The sequence below is a fragment of the Pontibacter sp. HSC-14F20 genome (genome assembly GCF_019599265.1).
Classification (GTDB): Bacteria; Bacteroidota; Bacteroidia; order Cytophagales; family Hymenobacteraceae; genus Pontibacter.
In genome coordinates this window covers 132,352-149,333 of the sequence record NZ_JAHZTC010000001.1, presented here as the reverse complement: position 1 = coordinate 149,333, position 16,982 = coordinate 132,352, and the positions used below count along the sequence as shown (strand labels likewise).

Genomic DNA, 16,982 nt, shown 5'->3' with positions numbered 1-16,982 from the left:
AAAACGCTTTATAAATGAAAGTAAAGTTTTGGGAGAAGAAGCCCGCTAACAAGGCCCCTAAAAAGAAAAAGAGCTTTGCACGTGAGTGGGGCGATGCTATCCTGTTTGCCGTTATTGCGGCCAGTTTAATTCGCTGGGCTACTTTTGAAGCCTATACTATCCCGACGCCATCTATGGAGAAGTCGCTGCTGGTAGGTGACTTCCTGTTTGTGAGCAAGCTGCACTACGGTCCGCGCACTCCGATCACACCGCTGCAGGTGCCGCTTACGCACCAGACCATCTGGGGCACGAACATCCCCTCCTACTCCGACGCCATCCAGCTGAAGTCATACCGACTGCCAGGTTTCTCTGAAGTGAAGCGAAACGATGTAGTTGTATTTAACTACCCACCAGAGGAGCATCACCCGGCTGACCTGCGCACCAATTACATTAAGCGCTGCATCGGCATTGCAGGAGATTCGATTGAGTTGCGCGACATGCAGGTATACATCAACGGACAGCCAGCGGAAAACCCGGATAAAATGCAGTACAAGTACTTCCTTTCTACGGAGCAGCGCCTGGCAGAGAAATTCTTCCTGGATCGTGATATTACGGATGTGATCCAGTGGCAGGGCGGCTATATTGTTGATACTTCACCTGAGAAAGCCAAGGCCCTCGCTCAACTTGATTTTATTAAAGAGGCTACGCTCCTTATGGATGAAGCCGGTAAAGGCGATGCGGAGGTATTCCCGCATGTGCCGAGCAAGTACGAGTGGAACAAAGATAACTTCGGTCCGCTATACATCCCGAAAGAAGGCGCTACAGTGGCCATTACACCTGAAACGCTGCCTTTCTATGAAAAGGTGATCGTGGGTTACGAGCGCAATGAAAACGCCGAGGTACGTGACGGCAAGCTATACCTTGACGGTGCTGAAGCCACGACCTATACCTTCAAGCAGGACTATTACTTCATGATGGGTGACAACCGCCACAACTCCCTCGACTCCCGCTACTGGGGCTTCGTACCTGCTGACCATATTGTGGGTAAGGCTGTTATGATCTGGATGTCCACCGACCCATACGGCGGCTTCCTCGATAAGATCAGATGGAGCCGACTGTTTAAGACGATTGAGTAAGGTATAGGTATATGAAATAAAACCGCCAGTTCTGGGAAGAGCTGGCGGTTTTTGTTTTTGGGGTGAGTTTTTGCTAAATGGAATATTGTATATTTGATATAGTTCACTGGGAGTTTACATGATATGCGTTGGTATAGCTTCGCACATAGTACTAATAAACTCAAGTTGCGAGCTACTCGATGACTTGGGTTAAAGTATAGGCGAAGATAAAGAGGATGAGTTTGAGGATGAAGCCCTGGGCTGTGACGGCGTGTATTTTCTTTGGAAAGAAGCCGGTGATGCCAGAGAAGGTGGTTTCGATGCGTTTGCGGTAGTGCTCCTTGAGAAAGGCCCTGTGCGGCTCGTCCTTTCGCCTGCTGTTGGACTTGCGGCAGCAGCGGAATTCGATCTGCTCGCACTCGGCCAGCAGGTCCTCCACCTCATAGCAGGTGTAGGCGGCATCGGCGTAGAGCTCGCTGTCCTGAGGCAGGTCAAGCTCCATGGCCTTGAAGGCCGTGATGTCGGCAAAGGAGCCGGCATGGATGTAGAACTGCACCGGCACCCCGTCCGAGGTGGTGACGACCTGGACGCGGAAGCCATAGAAGTAGCGCCTTTTGCTCACGCACTTTCCGCGGTAGGCCTCGCTCTCGAGCAGGTGACAGCAGGGAATGGGGATGTTATCGCAGACCGGGACGGGGAAGGAGTCAATCAGGTAGACGCACGAGCAGTTAAGCTCCTTGATGACGCGGCCCAAGGCAGTGAACAGGGCCAGCAGCTGGGGCTGCAGCCTGTGCAGGCGGCGCACGAAGCCCGACTTGTCGATGTGCCTGACTCCGTGGTGGGCCTGCATGTAGCCGTAGGCCGAGTGGAGGTTGCCGTAGAAGAAGCGGGCTGAGAGCAGAGCCGTGGTCAACAGCTCGGCGTCAGTTATTTTGCAGTGGGCGTCATCTTTTCTGCCCGTGGCATGGAAGAAATCATCGATAAAGCAGTAAATTGTAATGGTCTGTTCTGTCATGGCTGTTACGGTTTAAGAGTCTTTGCAAACTTTAAAACGTAAGCACGGCCACTGGCAGGACAGATTTTTTTGTTTTATACCGCCTGCACTATCACGCAACTTGAGTTAATTAGCGTATGTTCACGCTTTTGAGGTAGTTGTACTTAATATAAAATCATGATTGAATTTCTATTTGCACTTATAGGGCTTTCTATACAACTCATTTTCCTATACAAGAGAAAAATGTTGACAGATAACAGAAATGAAATTTGGCTTTGGATAGGTACTGCAATCTTGTTCATAGCTGGGCTTACCTTGGGCAACATATATGGTTCTGAGATAAAAACTCTCCCTCTTTTAATGGTCCCATTGATGGCGTATATTATTTACAGATTACTATTTTGGACTTACTTATCAGCTTTTAAAGAGGAACCAGTAGATACCTTTTGGTCAATGAACATTAAACTGATGAGACTTGGTGTATTTAACTTCCTATTTTGGTTTTTGGCACTGGTAGTTCCTGTATTAGTTGCCTTTAAGTTAGTTAAGTAAAACTTAGTACAACAACTAAGGCTTCGTTGGGCACGGAGTGCCGACAATGAAGCCGTGGTTGCACTAACCGTGCGACGCGTTATGGGTTTTAAGTCGGAAGAGGCTTGCCCCTGAACTACTTCTTTGGGCTATTTGGCAGCTGGCTGGCCCAACGGATGTGAGCCTGAAAGGGTAATAGTAGATACTTTCTGCTGTTTCCGGGGAAAATTCTTACTCTTTTCAGGGCATTTGCTGCCACATGGACATAGCTGCGCCAGGCCACCTTCTCGGGTGGCTTTTTTTAGCTTCTTACTCGAACTCCTGGTAGGGGCGCTGCGTCCTCATCCCCTGTGGCGGCCCCCGTTTAGCCAGCACCTGCAGGGTGACCATCGTCTCCTTTTTGCAGCATGGGCACTCGAGCGGGTTGTACTCCCGGAGCTGGCGCACTTCTGCTTTCCGCCTTTTCTCCTCGGGCAACTGCTCCCGGATCACGGGTATGCTATAGCCCTTGGCAGTGCCGCTCAAGATGCCGTAGTGGCGGATGCGCACAAAGCCCCGGGGCAGAATGTGCAGGGCGAAGCGGCGGATGAACTCCATGCCCTCGAGCTTCATCTCCAGCCTTTTGGCCCCTTGCCGGTAGTCCCTGTAGGTGAAGGTGAGCGACTGGGCATCCACCTCCTTTATCCGATGGTTGGAGATAGCGATCTTATGGGTATAGCGGCCCAGGTACTCCACCACGTGCCCGGGCCCTGAGAAGGGGCGCTTGGCATACACCACCCACTGTTTGCCGAACAGTGCCTTTAGTAGTTCTTTCTCTACTGTTGGCAGTTTCTCCTTCAACACCTGCACGTACTTGGCCCTGTAGACCTGGCTCATGGCCTTCACCGGGAAGAGGTAGCGTCCCTTGCCGCGGGCCCCTTTCCACCTGCCGCTTTCACTGAGCCCGCCACCGGGCACGATGCAGTGCAGGTGGGGGTGCAGCGACAGCGTCTGGCCCCAGGTGTGGAGCACGGCCACCATGCCCGGCCTTGCCCCCAGGTGCTTTGTGTCCGTGGCGAAGGCAAGCAGCGTCTGCCAGGCGGCCTCAAAGAGGGTGTCGTAGACAAGCTTTGGCTGCTGGAGGGCCAGCTGGTTTAACGTGTCGGGCAGGGTGAAGACCACGTGGAAGTAGGGCACGGGCAAGAGCTCTGCCTGGCGGGCCTGTATCCACTGCTCCCGCTTTCTGCCCTGGCACTTGGGGCAGTGGCGGTTGCGGCAGGAGTTATAGCTGACGCGCACCTGGCCGCAGTCTGAGCAGGCGTCCACGTGCCCGCCCATGGCCTGGGTGCGGCAGCGCAGGATGGCCGCCAGCGTGCGCAGCTGCCAGGAATTGATCTGCGGGTGGCGCTCCACTGCCGGCCAGTGCGCCTGGAGCACGTGGGCCACCTCATGTCTGGGGCGCACTAGCAGTAGAGCGTGTCCAGGGGAGAGAAGGGCTTTTTCCTCCCGGACTGGGCCACGTGCAGGTAGACCATGGTGGTGTCGATGCAGGCGTGGCCCAGCAGGTCCTTGATCGAGACGATGTCCAGGCCGTCCTCGAGCAGGTGGGTGGCAAAGGTGTGGCGCAGCGTATGCGTGCTGACCTGCTTGGAGAGGCCGGCTTCATTACGTGCCGTTCGCACCACCCACTGCACCCCTTGCTGGGAATAGCGGGTGTCTGTCAGGCCCTCTTCACTCTGCTGCACCTGGCCGTTGAAGAGCCAGGTCTGCGGGCACTCTGACTGGATGTACTTTTAAAGCCCGCGGATCAGGTGCTGGCTCAGGGGCACGTAGCGGTCTTTGCCTCCCTTGCCCTGGCGCACGTGGAGCATGCGGCGGTCAAAGTCCAGGTCCGAAAGACGAAGGTTACGCACTTCGGCGCAGCGCAGCCCGCAGCCGTAGAGGGTGGCAATAAGGACCCGGTGTTTTAACAGCTTTGGCGCCGAGAGCAGCCTTTTAACCTCGGGCTTGCTGAGCACGACAGGCAGCTCAATGCGCTTGTCTTTCAATCCCTCCATGCGGAAGACGTAGCGAAGGGAGTAGACGGTGAACTTGAAGTAGGAGTTGGAGGGGGTGTTGTGCTCCCGCTTTACCAGGTAGAGGTAGTCGTTGAGCTGGTCGCAGTCCAGCTCGGTGGGCAGGCAGTTAAAGTGCAGGGCCACCTGGGCCAGGTGGTGGCTGTAGTTTTTGAGCGTGCTCTGGCCGCGGCCGGCGACGGTGATTTTTTTCGGAACTTCTCGTAAAGCTCGCTGAATCCCGCTACATTAGTACAGGCAGTCTGGATAAGGGTAGGTTCTTTTTTTTCATCTTATGTAAGAGTTAAGTGTGATTCCAAAAGATAGCCCTTATCCGCTGCTTTTAAAACCAGCTACCGAAGGTTTAGTGCAACACGAGCTTTACGTAAGCTATGCCACCGTAAAGCTTAATCCGTTAAGGCGGTATTTATAAAGAAATCACTCAAAGTATAAACATGAAAAACAACGATATTTTACGCCGGCTCCGCTATACCTTCGATTTTAATGACGCTAAGCTGATGGAGCTTTTTAAGTCTGGGGGGGAGCAGGTAACCCGCGCAGAAATCATCGAGTTGATGAAAAAGGAAGATGAGCCCGGATTCAAGGAAATGAGCGACCTGCACCTGGCTGCTTTCCTCAATGGTTTTATAACCGAGAAACGCGGCAAAAAGGAAGGCGAGCAACCTAAGCCCGAAAATAAACTGAATAACAACATCATACTTCGTAAGCTCAAAATTGCCCTGAACCTGATAGACGAAGACATCTTGGATATTCTGGAACTGGTAAAATTCCGTTTAAGCAAGCACGAACTCAGCGCCTTTTTCCGCAAATCCGACCACCAGCATTACCGCCCGCTTCAAGACCAGATTCTGCGCAACTTCCTACACGGCTTGCAACTAAAGCACAAACCCGAATCAGGTAAATAAGATTGTTTTAAAACCCGCAAAACTTAGTAGAAGCCTAACCCTGTTCAGCCTTAACCTTTGCCAGGCTTCGGCTGCACCACCCTGTTAGGGATAAGGAGTAAATAATAGAAAAACTTAAAACCATTAATGGGTATTCTTGACCTTTTCTCAGAGTTGCCGATTTTTATCTCATCCGTTGATGATAGAGACAGGAAAAAGAAGAAGAGTATTGTTAGAACCCTTTCTGTTTTGTTATTTATCGTTGGTTTAATTTGGCTAATTGGCGAACTTCATATTATTAGAGAGTTAGCCGATCCATTTTTATTCATCAGCTTAAGCGTGGTGGCCAGTTTAATTATCGCTGTACTTTTAGTTTTTGTGTTCTTCATGTTAAGAGTGCTGGATTCTGTAACGCCAACTGACTTTGTACTAATAGTTTTGGCAGTTTCACTTAATCTTGTCTGCGCCACAAGTTACCTGAATTGGAAGAGTGACTATAAACTCATGAAAAACTCATCAGTAATAGTGACAGAAGAGTACTGAACCACATATCAACCTCACATTTTTTAATTTACGAGCTTAACTGTTCAATCAGCAATTACGATACGAAAGATGAAGACAACACCTGAACACGATGCCCGCATGGCCAAGATAACTTTTGCGTCGGTTTATCCGCATTACATCACAAAAGTTGAGAAAAAAGGCAGAACTAAGGAAGAACTGCACCATGTGATAAGGTGGCTGACAGGCTTTGATGATAATAAACTTCAAGAACTGACCGACGAAAAAGCAACGTTTGAAACATTCTTTATGCAGGCAGAATTAAATCCAAATGCCCACCTCATAACGGGAGTGATCTGTGGTTACCGTATCGAAGAAATTGAAAATACGCTGACAAAACAAGTCAGGTATTTAGATAAGTTGGTGGACGAGTTGGCAAAAGGCAAAAAAATGGAGAAAATTCTGAGAGCCGCTTAAGAAGCAGAATACCTAACTAATAAACCCCGATAAAACCGTGAAGAAAACCCTAATCTCCCGCATCCTATACCTGCTTCTCCCCTTCGTCACCCTAGCTTGTACCCAAAAAATGACAAACACCGCCACTAAACCCCAAACCGGACAGCAATTGATCGAGGCCATGTACCGCCACTGGGAAAACAAGTGGTATCCGAACTTTGCCTTCGACCAGCGGGCTATTTTCTATAAAGACGATCAGGTAAGCCGTGAAGAGATCTGGCAGGAAATTTACAGCTATCCTGCTAACCTGCACATTCGCTTCGATGGCTTTGAGACGGGTAACGGCGTGATCTACAACCAGGACACGGTCTATACCTTTAAGGAAGGCAAGATGGTGAACAAACAGTATTCCATCCACCCGCTCGTATTGCTGAGCTTCGATGTGTATTTCTACGACCCTGCCACTACCATCAGCAAGGCGCAGGAATTGAACTTCGACCTGAGCCAGTTTACGGAAGCTACCTGGCAAGGCCGCGAAACTTATGTGGTAGGCACAACAGACCCAAATGACCAAAGCCGCAGTCAGTATTGGGTAGACAAAGAGAACCTTTATGTGGTGCGTATATTAACGAACAGCAACGGCGTTGTACGCGATGTTGAGATGAACAAGTACCAGGAAATAGAGGGAAATATGGTGGCGACGGAGATCGTGTTCAAAAATAACGGCCAGCTGTTTCTGCGGGAAGAGTACTTCAACATTTCCTTCCCCGAGAAAGTAGCCCCCAGTTGGTTTGACCCGGCTCAGTTCTCGACTACGAAGTGGAAGTAAGATATACGGTGCGAGCGTCATTGCTCGTAACCAGGTATAGAGGGGGCCAGAGCCCACTACTGTTCGAAACCTTGTCAAGTGACGAATTTTTCCATTTTGGCAGGGTCCCCTCCGCAGAGCAGCACGATCTGTCTGACTATTTCCACGTCCAATTCCTGGGCAAAGCGCAGCCTGGCGCGGCGGTCGCTGTCGAGCTTGTTGAGCTTGCGGTAGACGATGAGCAGCAGGGCCACGATCAGGGTCATGTAGCGCATGACCTGGATGCCGTTCACGTCCCGGGTGAGCAGGTGCTCGAGCTGCAGGTGCTCGAGCTGCAGGTGCTGCTTGAGGAACTTGATGAGCACCTCGATCTGCCAGCGCTCCCTGTAGATAGCCGCTACCTGGTAGGCATCCAGCCAGGCGATGTTGGTGACAAAGCAGATCTGCTCCCCCGATTCCAGGGTGGCCTTGACCAGGCGCAGGGGCTTTTCGAGGTAGCTTCCGGGCTTTTCCCGGAAGCTCACCCAGGCATCGCTCAGCACGGTGAGGGGCATCCCCTCGGGCTGCTGCCCCACGGCCAGCAGCTCCTCCATCACCCGAAGGCTTGCTTTGCCCCCCTCCAACAGCGAGAGCAGCAGCAGTTGAAACATCACCCGCCCGCTGAGCTTCTTGACCTGGTGGTCCACCCGCGTCCGGGCCGCCAGCTGAGCAAGGTCCTGGTCAGGGATAAATGCCAGTAAATCCTTCGCCTTCATATCAGCCTCCTTTCATGTATGCCCGTTACATAATACGAACTTGACAAGGTTTCGAACAGTAGTGGCCAGAGCCCCTTCTAATGTTTATATATGATCTATTGTCATTTCGAACAAAGTGAGAAATCTGAATCATATGTAACATTTTCCAGATCTCTCCTATCGTCTAGATGACAAAATGTGGGTCGAAATCTTAAAAGAATTAAGTATAAACAGCTTTTACCAATCAATCGTCTCTTTGCCCTGTGCATTCAGGTACTCGTTGGATTTGCTGAAATGATGCGTGCCGAAGAAACCGCGGTCGGCGGCAAAGGGTGATGGGTGGGCTGCTTTGAGTACCAGGTGTTTGCTTTCGTCAATGAAAGCACCCTTCTTTTGGGCATAAGCTCCCCACAGCATGAACACGACACCGGTTTTCAGGTCATTCACTTTGCGTACCACGGCATCGGTAAACTCTTCCCAACCCTTTTTTTGGTGCGAACCTGCATCGCCGGCACGCACTGTTAGGGTAGCGTTGAGTAAAAGAACGCCTTGCTCTGCCCAGCGTTCGAGATTTCCGGTAGTCGGAATGTCTTTGCCAAGGTCATTTTTGATCTCCTTGAAAACGTTGACCAGCGAGGGAGGTATACGCACACCATCCTTCACCGAAAAAGCCAATCCGTTTGCCTGATTAGGCCCATGATAGGGGTCTTGTCCTAAAATAACCACTTTTACCTGATCAAAGGGGCAGTGTTCGAAAGCGTTAAAAATCTGGTTACCGGGCGGGTAAACTTTTTGTGAGGTGTACTCGTCTTTAACAAATGACACAAGGTTTTTGAAATAAGGCTTTTCAAACTCATCTTGCAGGATTTTCTGCCAGCTTTCTTCTATCTTTACATTCATGCTCGTCTGTAGGGGTATGGGGTTCGCCTGGTAACAGGTAGCAGGCCCCGGAAGGCTATACCTGAAACAGATTCTAATTATACAAAAAACTCTGTAACATGGATACAAAAACTACAGAAGGAGTAAAAGTAACGGTCACAACCAACTACCTGCCCGATTACTCCAGTCCGGTACAGCAGCACTTCGTATTTGCTTATAAGATCAGTATAGAGAATAACAGTGAGTTCACGGTGAAGCTTTTGCGCCGCCACTGGTACATACACGATGCCACCGGCACGATGCGCGAAGTGGAAGGAGAAGGTGTGGTCGGTCAGCAGCCCGTGCTGGAGCCCGGCGAGTCGCATGAGTACGTGTCAGGCTGCAACCTGAAGACAGGTATGGGCAAAATGCGCGGTACCTACCTGATGGAGCGCATGGTCGACGGCAAAAAATTTCATGTGACCATACCTGAGTTCTCGCTCATTGTCCCTTATAAGCTGAATTGATGTTTATATTGCTGAATTGTTAAATTGCTGTTTTCGCTATACCTGTTTAATTGCTGATTGATAATTCTGATATACCTGCATAGTTGATAATTGCTTAATTGTTGAGTCCTCTATACCTGAATTAATTGTTTCATTGATAATTCGGCTATACCTTTAAATTTGTAGTTTCTCACAATCTGTGGTTTTCACTGCAGGATTGCGCACATAGTGAAACAACAATTCAACCATCAACAATTTAACAATTAAACTTTGCTCCCCTTCCACCTTGCGGCAAATTACCTGCTCTACCGCCTCAGGGCTTTTAAGCTGCACGGCGTTCACTCCCCTTTCGTTTTTGACCTTTACCAGAACGTGATTCTGCACGAAGGTGATTATTATTCATATGCCCTTATAGAGGAATTACGTGGTGCACTGCTTCTGGAAGAGCGTGCTATACCTGTCACAGATTTTGGAGCGGGGCCTAAGGCCGGATTAAAGAAAAATCGCAGGATCAGCTACATTGCCCGCACCTCGGCTAAACCTGCTAAATATGCGCAGCTCCTTTTCAGGCTGGTAGCACATTTTCAACCTACCACTATTTTTGATCTGGGCACTTCCCTTGGCATTACCACCTCATACCTGGCGATGGGTAACAAAGAGGCGAATGTCTATACCTTCGAGGGCTGCCCATCGATAGCAGCCGAAGCAAGAGCTAACTTTGAAAAGCTGGGGATGCAGCACGTGCAGCAGGTGGTCGGCAACCTGGATGATACGCTGCCCCAGCAACTGCAGCAAGTGAAGCGGCTGGATTTTGTGTTCTTCGACGGGAATCACCGTTACGAACCGACCCTACGCTATTTTGAAGCCTGCCTCAGCAAGCACCACGAGCACAGTGTGTTTGTAGTGGATGATCTGTATTGGTCAGCTGAAATGAAGCGAGCCTGGCAGGAGATCAAGCAGCACCCGCAGGTATGCCAGACTGTCGACTTGTTCTACGTCGGCCTGGTATTCTTCCGTAAAACGCAGCCGAAAGAGCATTTTACGCTGCTTTATTAATCGTTCTCCTTCACCACCTGCGCCTGCCAGCCGCCATACACGCCCTTAAACTCCTCAGCTAATTGCCAAAGCCCTAAGGTAGTCGTGTGAATTTCTTCTTCGGGAACAGCCTGCACTTTTGCTATCACGATGCTGAAAGGAACATTCGTCTCATTTTGGTTCTCACCCTCCTGCACCAAGGTATAGCCGGCTCCTTCTGCTGCGTTTTTGAAGGCCGCACGATCTTCTTCCGTCGGGAAGCTAATGAAGTGCGATATAGGGCGGGGAATGTGATGTTCATCTCCCTGCTCCTCCATCATGTGCAAAATGCGGCTGTTTTTGATGCTTTGCATATCAGCGGGCTCCGGAAACAGGAAGTCCAGGTATAAGCCCCAGTCTGGGTCGTGGAGGGTATTGGAAGCGAAGGTATAGGCTGGGAACTGCTGCATGATGTTGGAGGCGATTACCTCCGGCAAGGCCTCCTGTCCGCTGTAGAAATAAAAGCTGCGTTTGCCGTCGTGCAGCAGTTTACCCACAAAAGCGGCCTGCAGCGAGTTCTGAAACTCCTCCACCAGCGCTTCTTCTATCCCCTCAAGCTGCTCCCACTCGGCTTCATCTTCCGGAAATCCGTCTTCGTCAGGTTGCTGCAACGCGACCACCAGCTCAAAAGCACGATCTTTCTCAGGTACAGGAGCCAGGTTTTCGAAAGCCAGATCGACGCTCACACAGGCCGGGCGCTCGTTAATATCACAGAAATAAACTTCCCACTCGGGGGTATGGGCAGGTATGGTCATAGGTATAATCTAAAGAAATAAAGAGAGCATCAACCACAGTCAATGCTCTCCTCTTATACGTTTATCAGCTTTTTAGCGAATAGCCTGGCCGATGCGTACCAGTTTGGTGAGCAGATCTTCGAGCTGGTCAAGTGGCAGCATGTTGGCGCCGTCTGACTTGGCCACAGACGGCTGCGGATGCGTTTCGATGAACAGACCGTCGGCCCCAACGGCGATAGCAGCTTTGGCAATGGTTTCGATCAGGGCAGGTTTGCCACCGGTTACGCCAGAGCTCTGATTCGGCTGCTGCAGTGAGTGTGTTACGTCCATCACCACTGGCACGTCATTCGTCTGCATTTCCGGCAGGTTACGGAAGTCTACGACCATATCAGAATAGCCGAAACTGTTGCCACGGTCAGTCAGGATCACTTTGTCGTTGCCTGACTCGCGCACTTTGTCCACCGCAAAGCGCATGGCCTCACCTGATAGAAACTGCCCTTTTTTAATATTTACCACCTTGCCGGTTTTGGCAGCTGCTACGAGCAAATCGGTTTGGCGGCACAGGAAAGCCGGGATCTGCAGCACGTCCACATACGCAGCAGCCATAGCCGCTTCGGCGCTTTCGTGGATGTCGGTTACGGTAGGTAGGTCAAAGGTCTGGCTCACTTTCTGGAGGATGCGCAGCGCTTTCTCATCGCCTATACCTGTAAAAGAATCCAGGCGGGAGCGGTTGGCCTTGCGGTAAGATCCTTTAAAAATCAGCGGAATCTCCAGTTTATCTGTGATCGTAACAAGACGCTCGGCTATCTGAAGGGCCATTTCCTCGCCTTCAATAGCGCAAGGTCCAGCCATCAGGAAGAAGTTGCCGGAGCCAGTATGTTTTAATTTCGGTATTTCGAACATGGTCAATTGCTTGGTTTATACCTTTCGGTCTGCAAATTTAGTCAGATGCGGGGGAATAAAGAAATGAGTGCATTGGTGATTTAGTGAATTAGGATTCTGATAAATTATAGCTGCGCACGATTCGGACAGGTCGCGACCTGTACCTACGGGTTAACCTCCCAAACTCCTCAACTCTACAAATAGCTCCCTCCCCTGCCGTGGCGGAATGGAGTTGTAGGCAATTTCGAAATGTAGGAACTCGAAGTAGGGCGCAAAATAGATGCGGTACTCTTCGGGGTTGCCGCCGAAAGGTGGGCCTACGTGCTCAAAAGTAGTGTCGAAAAGCAAGCCGACCAGTTTTCCGCCTGGCACGAGCAATTCAGCACATTTCCGGGCATAATCGGCTCGGAGTTTGGGGTCGATCGCGCAGAAGAAGGTTTGCTCCACGATCAGGTCAAATTTGCCTTCGAGTTTAAAAAAGTCCTGCAGCAGCAATTGGTCTTTGGGAAAGTCCTGCACCCGTTCGGAAAAACGTTGCAGGGGCGCTTCGGCAACATCGGCTACATAGGTATGCGTGAAGCCTTTACGGAATAAATACTCCGCTTCGTAGGCATTGCCGCAGCCCGGAACCAGTATGTGTTGGCCAGTGTTAGGCAACTGATCAAAATATTCGCGGAGTGGCGGCGTTATAGCCCCAACATCCCAACCCGTCTGGCCCAGTTGGTAGCGGTTTTGCCAGTAGTCGGCATTAAATTCTTGTTTCATGTTGTATGATAATAGCACAAAAGTCTTAAATTTGAAACTTGCATACGCACCATTCCAGACATTAAAAGCTTAATTTATGAGTACGCTGGAAAAAAAAGACACCCAAAAAGAACATCAGCCCATGAACCCTTCTGAAAAACGAAGCAACCGCAAACTTCTTATTAGTGGCCTCCTTGTCATCCTGATCAGTATCAATGGCATCCTGTTGTACATGAATTATCAGAAAAAAGAGAAAAACGAGGAGCAGGCCGAGGTGATCCGTGTGAAAGATAAAGAACTGGAGAACCAGATAAAAGTTTACGAAGCCCTGAAGGCCGATTTCGAGCGCCAGAGCCAGGAACTTCAGGCGATGGGACTTGAAAATGACTCACTGGAAGCTCAGATCGCCTCTATTTCGTCTGACCTGACCGAACTGCGCGGCTTCCGAAAAAGCAGCTACAGCCTGGCTGACCAGCGTCGTTTCCGCGACCGTGCACAGGCCTTTGAGCAGCAACTAAAGCAGAAAGACCAGGAGATCGCTACGCTCAAGCAGGATAACGAGGTACTCTTCACAGAAAACACATCGCTCAAAACAACGCAGAACCGCCTCAGCGACAGCCTGACCACCATGAAGTCGACGAACGATAATCTGGTGGAAAAAGTGAAAGTGGCTTCCAGACTCGAGGCACAGCGTATGAATGTGCAGGTAGTAAACAAGCGTGGCAAAGAACTGGATGATAAAGACAACGAGTTCAGAATCAGAAATGTGGAGAAGATTCGTGTGGCCTTTAACCTGGGTAAAAACGATGTAGCACCACGCGAGCCGAAGACGATCTACATGCGACTGATTGAGCCGGACGGAGCAGCCTTATATAACCTGTCTACTGGTTCAGGTTCTTTTGATATCGATGGGCAGGACATGTACTACACTGCCAAACGCGACATCGTATTTGATAACACGCAACAGCAGGTGAGCTTTGTGTACAGCAAAAACGCCGAGTACAAAAAAGGCCAGCATACCATTGAACTTTACGCTGACGGTTTCCTGATCGGAACAACCAGCTTCGTACTGAAATAACATTTAAGCCCTTAAGTCTGAAAGCCCCGGCCATAAAGACCGGGGCTTTTTTATGTCCAAGCCTCAGATAGGTATAGGTATAGCCATAAAAAAAACCCTATCCTGAGGAAAGGGTTTTAGTCCATCGTTCACATGAAATTCTCTAACGCAGGCGTTAGAATTTAATCAACAAGAAAAACTTTATTCCACCAGCATACTGCTGCGGTGCTGTATTACTTTAAAGCTCTCCACCATCTTCACCGATTCGTGCACATCTTCAGTGAAAATGGCCACAATGGAGTCCGGTTCGGCATTCTCCAGCGCATAAGCAATGGCGCGCATTTCTTCCGGTATCACCTTCACCTGCTTGTGCGGCGCCACATCCTCTATACCTTGCAGCATCGGCAAAGTAATTTCTTCGGCTGTCTTTCCGCGCAGATCGTTGTCGAGACGCATGATGATCTCGTCGAAAATCTCCCCTGCCACTTGTCCCATCTCGTAGAAATCCTGCGTTCTGCGGTCGCCAACACCAGCTATGATGCCAACCTTGCGCGACACGTCCAGGTCTTTCATAAAGCCTCCGATGGCCTTCAAACCGCCCACGTTGTGTGCGTAGTCCACCAGCACCTCGAAGTTCGGGAACTGGAACAGGTTCATGCGACCTGGGGTTTTATCCGGTGAAGGTATAAAAGTGCGCAGGGCACGCTTAATGTCTTCTATATCAAAGTGCGATACATAGCCGGCCAACGCAGCGGCCAGTATGTTCTCTATGTTAAATTTTGCTTTTCCTCCAAAGGTCAGCGGCACATCCCCCACCCGGTCGATTCGGATCTTATAGCTGTTTTTGAAGATCGAGATGTACCCGTTTTCGAAAACCGCTGCCAGTCCGCCTTTGGCAATGTGCTTGAGTATGCGCGGGTTGTTCTCGTCCATACTGAAAAAGGCCACCTTACACTTCAAGTCTTCCGCCATGGCGTATACCAGGTCATCATCCGCGTTCAGGATGGCGTATCCGTCTTTGCTCACGCTCTTGGGGATCACCGACTTCACATTGGCCAGGTCCTCCAGGGTATGGATGTCGCGCAGCCCCAGGTGATCGGAGCTCACATTGGTCACGATGCCGATATCGCATTGATCGAAGCCCAGCCCTGAGCGCAACAAGCCGCCACGGGCACACTCCAGCACTGCAAAGTTCACGGTCGGGTCCTTAAGCACAAACTGTGCACTGTAGGCCCCGGTGGTGTCACCTTTCTCGAGCAGTTTGTCCTGTATGTAGATTCCCTCAGTGGTGGTATACCCTACCTGATAACCCTTGCTCTTGACCATGTGCGCGATCAGGCGCGTCGTAGTTGTCTTTCCGTTGGTGCCCGTTACCGCTACAATCGGAATACGGGCCGGTTTGGTATGCGGGAACAACATGTCAATCACCGGTTCGGCCACGTTGCGCGGCAGCCCGTATGTCGGCGAAATGTGCATCCTAAAACCAGGCGCCGCATTCACCTCCAATACCGCACCACCAGCTTCGTTAAGCGGGATAGCAATGTCAGTTGTCATCACGTCGATGCCGCAGATATCCAGCCCCACCAGACCGGCAATTCGCTCGGCCATCAGGATGTTGTAAGGATCTACTAAGTCAGTAACGTCAGTTGCAGTGCCTCCAGTACTTATGTTCGCCGTACTTTTCAGGTATAGCACCTCCCCTCCAGGCAGAACCGATTGAGTAGTAAGCTCTTTGGCCTTTAAAATATTTTTGGTTTGCTGATCAATTTTAATGCGGGTCAGCGCCTTTTCATGCCCCACACCCCTTCTCGGGTCTTTGTTCTCCCGATCTACCAGCTGCTTAATTGTAGAGACACCGTCCCCGGTTATCATGGCCGGGGTACGTTTAGCGGCTGCCACAAACTTCTTATTGATCACCAGCAAGCGGAAATCGAAACCCTGAATATAACGCTCGACGATCACACCCTCCGAAAATTGCTGTGCTGAAGCCAACCCTTTGAGCGCATCTTTCCAGTTCGTGATGTTTATCGTAGCGCCCTTGCCGTGGTTGCCATCCAAGGGTTTAAGCACCAACGGGTACCCCAGTCGGTCAACCGCCTGCTTTAGCTCTTCCTGATCATACACGGTAGTGCCTTTGGGAACAGGTATACCTGCTTCGTCGAGCAGTTCCTTGGTGGCGTTCTTGTCGCCAGCAATTTCTACGGCAAAGCAGGCAGTGCCGCAGGTCATGGTAGCTTGAATACGCTTCTGGTTGACGCCATAGCCTAGTTGTATGAGCGAGTGCCTGTTGAGGCGGATGTAAGGTATACCACGGCTCTGCGCCTCCGATACAATCGAATACGTGCTCGGCCCAAAGTATTCATCTTCCCGAATCTGATGCAGTCTGTCAATGTCTTCGTCCAGGTTATACTTCTCCCCTTTGATCAGTGCTTTCGTGATGCGAAGGGCGGCATGTGCGGCATACTCACCGGCACGTTCTTCCTGGTAAGAGAAGATGACGAAGTGCGTACCCTGTTCGTGCGCCATGTAACAGCGTCCGTAGCCGCTTTCCATACCTGCCAGCGTTTGCAGTTCAAGGGCGATGTGCTGCAGTACGTGACCAAAAGTAGTGCCTTCCTCTATTGACTTAAAGAAGCCGCCTGCCACGCCTTCAGAGGCACGATGATTGTACATCTCGGGAAACATTCGCTGTAATCGAGCAGCGAAGCCGGGCACTTCGTGGGTAAGCGTATCAGCCAGTTCTTCCAGGTCCAGCTTTAGTACGATAATTTTGGGATGCTCAACAGACCAGTAGTTTGGTCCACGCATGATGCGCAAGTCTGTAATCTTCATGGGATGGGTAAGCAGCTTGTTTTGCCTGTCAGATATGTTGTAGGTATTGAGATATACGGCAACCGTGAAATTGCCTGCTTGCAATACGTTATACTCAGACAAAGGATATAGGCCGTTTAGAAAAAACAGCACAACCGAATTGAAGTAACTGGGAGATAATTACTTAGGCATAGAAAGGCCCCAGAGATCGATTGAGTATAGAGATTGAGGCTTGTAGCAGGTATAGCTTTATAGTGAAA

At 50.4% G+C, this 16,982-nt stretch carries 17 protein-coding genes and 1 pseudogene; 9 read left to right on the top strand and 9 right to left on the bottom strand.

Features of this window, described 5'->3' with window-relative positions; all coding sequences use genetic code 11:
* The first annotated feature begins 14 nt into the window (after nucleotides 1-14).
* Nucleotides 15-1,115 (top strand): signal peptidase I, encoded by a 1,101-nt coding sequence (gene lepB / locus K3G39_RS00700; protein ID WP_220624243.1) that lies wholly within the window; start codon nucleotides 15-17, stop codon nucleotides 1,113-1,115.
* A 172-nt stretch (nucleotides 1,116-1,287) separates the two neighbouring features.
* Here lepB and K3G39_RS00695 read toward each other — a convergent pair whose 3' ends face one another.
* Nucleotides 1,288-2,109, bottom strand: a complete 822-nt coding sequence (locus K3G39_RS00695; RefSeq protein ID WP_220624242.1) for an IS982 family transposase — start codon at nucleotides 2,107-2,109, stop codon at nucleotides 1,288-1,290.
* A gap of 156 nt (nucleotides 2,110-2,265) precedes the next feature.
* Between K3G39_RS00695 and K3G39_RS00690 the strand changes: the two genes are divergently transcribed.
* Entirely contained in the window at nucleotides 2,266-2,640 is a 375-nt protein-coding gene (locus K3G39_RS00690) for a hypothetical protein (RefSeq protein ID WP_220624241.1), read from the top strand.
* A gap of 288 nt (nucleotides 2,641-2,928) precedes the next feature.
* Here K3G39_RS00690 and K3G39_RS00685 read toward each other — a convergent pair whose 3' ends face one another.
* Together K3G39_RS00685 and K3G39_RS20660 are read right to left on the bottom strand one after the other, a co-directional pair.
* A complete protein-coding gene (locus tag K3G39_RS00685; RefSeq protein ID WP_370627164.1) occupies nucleotides 2,929-4,062 on the bottom strand; it encodes an IS91 family transposase in 1,134 nt (377 codons plus the stop codon).
* Nucleotides 4,062-4,655: pseudogene (locus K3G39_RS20660) on the bottom strand (tyrosine-type recombinase/integrase). The gene K3G39_RS00685 and the pseudogene K3G39_RS20660 overlap by 1 nt, the downstream one beginning before the upstream one ends.
* A 452-nt stretch (nucleotides 4,656-5,107) precedes the next feature.
* Between K3G39_RS20660 and K3G39_RS00670 the strand changes: the two are divergent.
* From K3G39_RS00670 to K3G39_RS00655, 4 genes are all read left to right on the top strand, one after another.
* Nucleotides 5,108-5,578, top strand: coding sequence for a DUF1456 family protein (locus K3G39_RS00670; protein WP_220624238.1), 471 nt, complete (start codon nucleotides 5,108-5,110; stop codon nucleotides 5,576-5,578).
* A 126-nt stretch (nucleotides 5,579-5,704) separates the two neighbouring features.
* Nucleotides 5,705-6,100: a hypothetical protein gene (locus tag K3G39_RS00665; protein ID WP_220624237.1), complete on the top strand. Its 396-nt coding sequence runs from the start codon at nucleotides 5,705-5,707 to the stop codon at nucleotides 6,098-6,100.
* 69 nt (nucleotides 6,101-6,169) lie between these two features.
* Nucleotides 6,170-6,535: a DUF2200 domain-containing protein gene (locus K3G39_RS00660; RefSeq protein WP_220624236.1), complete on the top strand. Its 366-nt coding sequence runs from the start codon at nucleotides 6,170-6,172 to the stop codon at nucleotides 6,533-6,535.
* Nucleotides 6,536-6,572: 37 nt separating this feature from the next.
* On the top strand, nucleotides 6,573-7,343 hold the full coding sequence (locus tag K3G39_RS00655; protein ID WP_220624235.1) for an outer membrane lipoprotein-sorting protein: 771 nt from the start codon (nucleotides 6,573-6,575) through the stop codon (nucleotides 7,341-7,343).
* A 74-nt stretch (nucleotides 7,344-7,417) separates the two neighbouring features.
* Here K3G39_RS00655 and K3G39_RS00650 read toward each other — a convergent pair whose 3' ends face one another.
* Nucleotides 7,418-8,077 carry a transposase gene (locus K3G39_RS00650; RefSeq protein WP_220624234.1) on the bottom strand — a complete coding sequence of 220 codons (660 nt, stop codon included), beginning with the start codon at nucleotides 8,075-8,077 and terminating at the stop codon, nucleotides 7,418-7,420.
* A gap of 216 nt (nucleotides 8,078-8,293) precedes the next feature.
* On the bottom strand, nucleotides 8,294-8,956 hold the full coding sequence (ung, locus tag K3G39_RS00645; RefSeq protein WP_220624233.1) for a uracil-DNA glycosylase: 663 nt from the start codon (nucleotides 8,954-8,956) through the stop codon (nucleotides 8,294-8,296).
* Between the two features lie 98 nt (nucleotides 8,957-9,054).
* On the opposite strand from ung, the gene apaG reads away from it, so the two are divergent.
* On the top strand, nucleotides 9,055-9,441 hold the full coding sequence (gene apaG / locus K3G39_RS00640; protein WP_220624232.1) for a Co2+/Mg2+ efflux protein ApaG: 387 nt from the start codon (nucleotides 9,055-9,057) through the stop codon (nucleotides 9,439-9,441).
* Nucleotides 9,442-9,690: 249 nt separating this feature from the next.
* Nucleotides 9,691-10,476 (top strand): O-methyltransferase, encoded by a 786-nt coding sequence (locus K3G39_RS00635; protein ID WP_220624231.1) that lies wholly within the window; start codon nucleotides 9,691-9,693, stop codon nucleotides 10,474-10,476.
* Here K3G39_RS00635 and K3G39_RS00630 read toward each other — a convergent pair.
* The 3 genes from K3G39_RS00630 to K3G39_RS00620 form a co-directional block, all read right to left on the bottom strand.
* Complete coding sequence (locus K3G39_RS00630; RefSeq protein WP_220624230.1) at nucleotides 10,473-11,249, bottom strand: DUF695 domain-containing protein; 777 nt, start codon at nucleotides 11,247-11,249, stop codon at nucleotides 10,473-10,475. The genes K3G39_RS00635 and K3G39_RS00630 overlap by 4 nt on opposite strands.
* Before the next feature lie 72 nt (nucleotides 11,250-11,321).
* Nucleotides 11,322-12,131, bottom strand: coding sequence for a 3-deoxy-8-phosphooctulonate synthase (gene kdsA, locus K3G39_RS00625; RefSeq protein ID WP_220624229.1), 810 nt, complete (start codon nucleotides 12,129-12,131; stop codon nucleotides 11,322-11,324).
* 150 nt (nucleotides 12,132-12,281) lie between these two features.
* Nucleotides 12,282-12,875 carry a methyltransferase gene (locus K3G39_RS00620; protein WP_220624228.1) on the bottom strand — a complete coding sequence of 198 codons (594 nt, stop codon included), beginning with the start codon at nucleotides 12,873-12,875 and terminating at the stop codon, nucleotides 12,282-12,284.
* A gap of 76 nt (nucleotides 12,876-12,951) precedes the next feature.
* Between K3G39_RS00620 and K3G39_RS00615 the strand changes: the two genes are divergently transcribed.
* On the top strand, nucleotides 12,952-13,932 hold the full coding sequence (locus K3G39_RS00615) for a hypothetical protein (RefSeq protein ID WP_220624227.1): 981 nt from the start codon (nucleotides 12,952-12,954) through the stop codon (nucleotides 13,930-13,932).
* A 180-nt stretch (nucleotides 13,933-14,112) separates the two neighbouring features.
* Here the strand turns inward: K3G39_RS00615 and cphA are convergent, their stop codons facing one another.
* Entirely contained in the window at nucleotides 14,113-16,743 is a 2,631-nt protein-coding gene (gene cphA, locus K3G39_RS00610; protein ID WP_220624226.1) for a cyanophycin synthetase, read from the bottom strand.
* Nucleotides 16,744-16,982 lie beyond the last annotated feature (239 nt).

Coding starts and splice junctions, on each gene's coding strand:
- K3G39_RS00650 (WP_220624234.1), bottom strand. CDS start 8,077: ATGAAGGCGAAGGATTTACTGGCATTTATCCCTGACCAGGACCTTGCT.
- K3G39_RS00660 (WP_220624236.1), top strand. CDS start 6,170: ATGAAGACAACACCTGAACACGATGCCCGCATGGCCAAGATAACTTTT.
- K3G39_RS00630 (WP_220624230.1), bottom strand. CDS start 11,249: ATGACCATACCTGCCCATACCCCCGAGTGGGAAGTTTATTTCTGTGAT.
- K3G39_RS00665 (WP_220624237.1), top strand. CDS start 5,705: ATGGGTATTCTTGACCTTTTCTCAGAGTTGCCGATTTTTATCTCATCC.
- kdsA (WP_220624229.1), bottom strand. CDS start 12,131: ATGTTCGAAATACCGAAATTAAAACATACTGGCTCCGGCAACTTCTTC.
- K3G39_RS00690 (WP_220624241.1), top strand. CDS start 2,266: ATGATTGAATTTCTATTTGCACTTATAGGGCTTTCTATACAACTCATT.
- K3G39_RS00695 (WP_220624242.1), bottom strand. CDS start 2,109: ATGACAGAACAGACCATTACAATTTACTGCTTTATCGATGATTTCTTC.
- K3G39_RS00670 (WP_220624238.1), top strand. CDS start 5,108: ATGAAAAACAACGATATTTTACGCCGGCTCCGCTATACCTTCGATTTT.
- cphA (WP_220624226.1), bottom strand. CDS start 16,743: ATGAAGATTACAGACTTGCGCATCATGCGTGGACCAAACTACTGGTCT.
- lepB (WP_220624243.1), top strand. CDS start 15: ATGAAAGTAAAGTTTTGGGAGAAGAAGCCCGCTAACAAGGCCCCTAAA.
- K3G39_RS00615 (WP_220624227.1), top strand. CDS start 12,952: ATGAGTACGCTGGAAAAAAAAGACACCCAAAAAGAACATCAGCCCATG.
- ung (WP_220624233.1), bottom strand. CDS start 8,956: ATGAATGTAAAGATAGAAGAAAGCTGGCAGAAAATCCTGCAAGATGAG.
- apaG (WP_220624232.1), top strand. CDS start 9,055: ATGGATACAAAAACTACAGAAGGAGTAAAAGTAACGGTCACAACCAAC.
- K3G39_RS00620 (WP_220624228.1), bottom strand. CDS start 12,875: ATGAAACAAGAATTTAATGCCGACTACTGGCAAAACCGCTACCAACTG.